Annotated in this window: 2 tRNA genes; both read left to right on the forward strand. The window is 49.2% G+C overall.

From position 1 onward, the window contains the following. Positions 1-124: 124 nt before the first annotated feature. Positions 125-201 (forward strand) — tRNA-Ile (locus tag KNQ02_RS15555). 22 nt (positions 202-223) lie between these two features. Next, positions 224-296, forward strand: a tRNA-Ala gene (locus KNQ02_RS15560). The last annotated feature ends 117 nt before the right edge of the window (positions 297-413 follow it).

A 413-nucleotide genomic window follows, 5' to 3' on the forward strand; every position in this document is an offset into this window, starting at 1 on the left:
AGGTAGCCGTATCGGAAGGTGCGGCTGGATCACCTCCTTTCTAAGGAAAACGTCCCGTAAGGGACATGCCCATCGTTCAGTTTTGAGAGTCCGATCTCTCAACTGAATCATCCCATATTTGAATGGGCCTATAGCTCAGCTGGTTAGAGCGCACGCCTGATAAGCGTGAGGTCGGTGGTTCGAGTCCACTTAGGCCCACCATTCAATTTTAAGTTCATATCCTGGGGCCTTAGCTCAGCTGGGAGAGCGCCTGCCTTGCACGCAGGAGGTCAGCGGTTCGATCCCGCTAGGCTCCATTTGTCTTGTCCATTTCCATGGAGAAGGCACTCGCACCTTGAAAACTGAAGACATCAACAAGACATCAAACTTTTTATAACCATGTCATTAGACGTGTGTTCTTAGAATACCAAAAT

This window comes from Exiguobacterium sp. s102 (assembly GCF_018618635.1).
GTDB lineage: Bacteria > Bacillota > Bacilli > Exiguobacteriales > Exiguobacteriaceae > Exiguobacterium_A > Exiguobacterium_A oxidotolerans.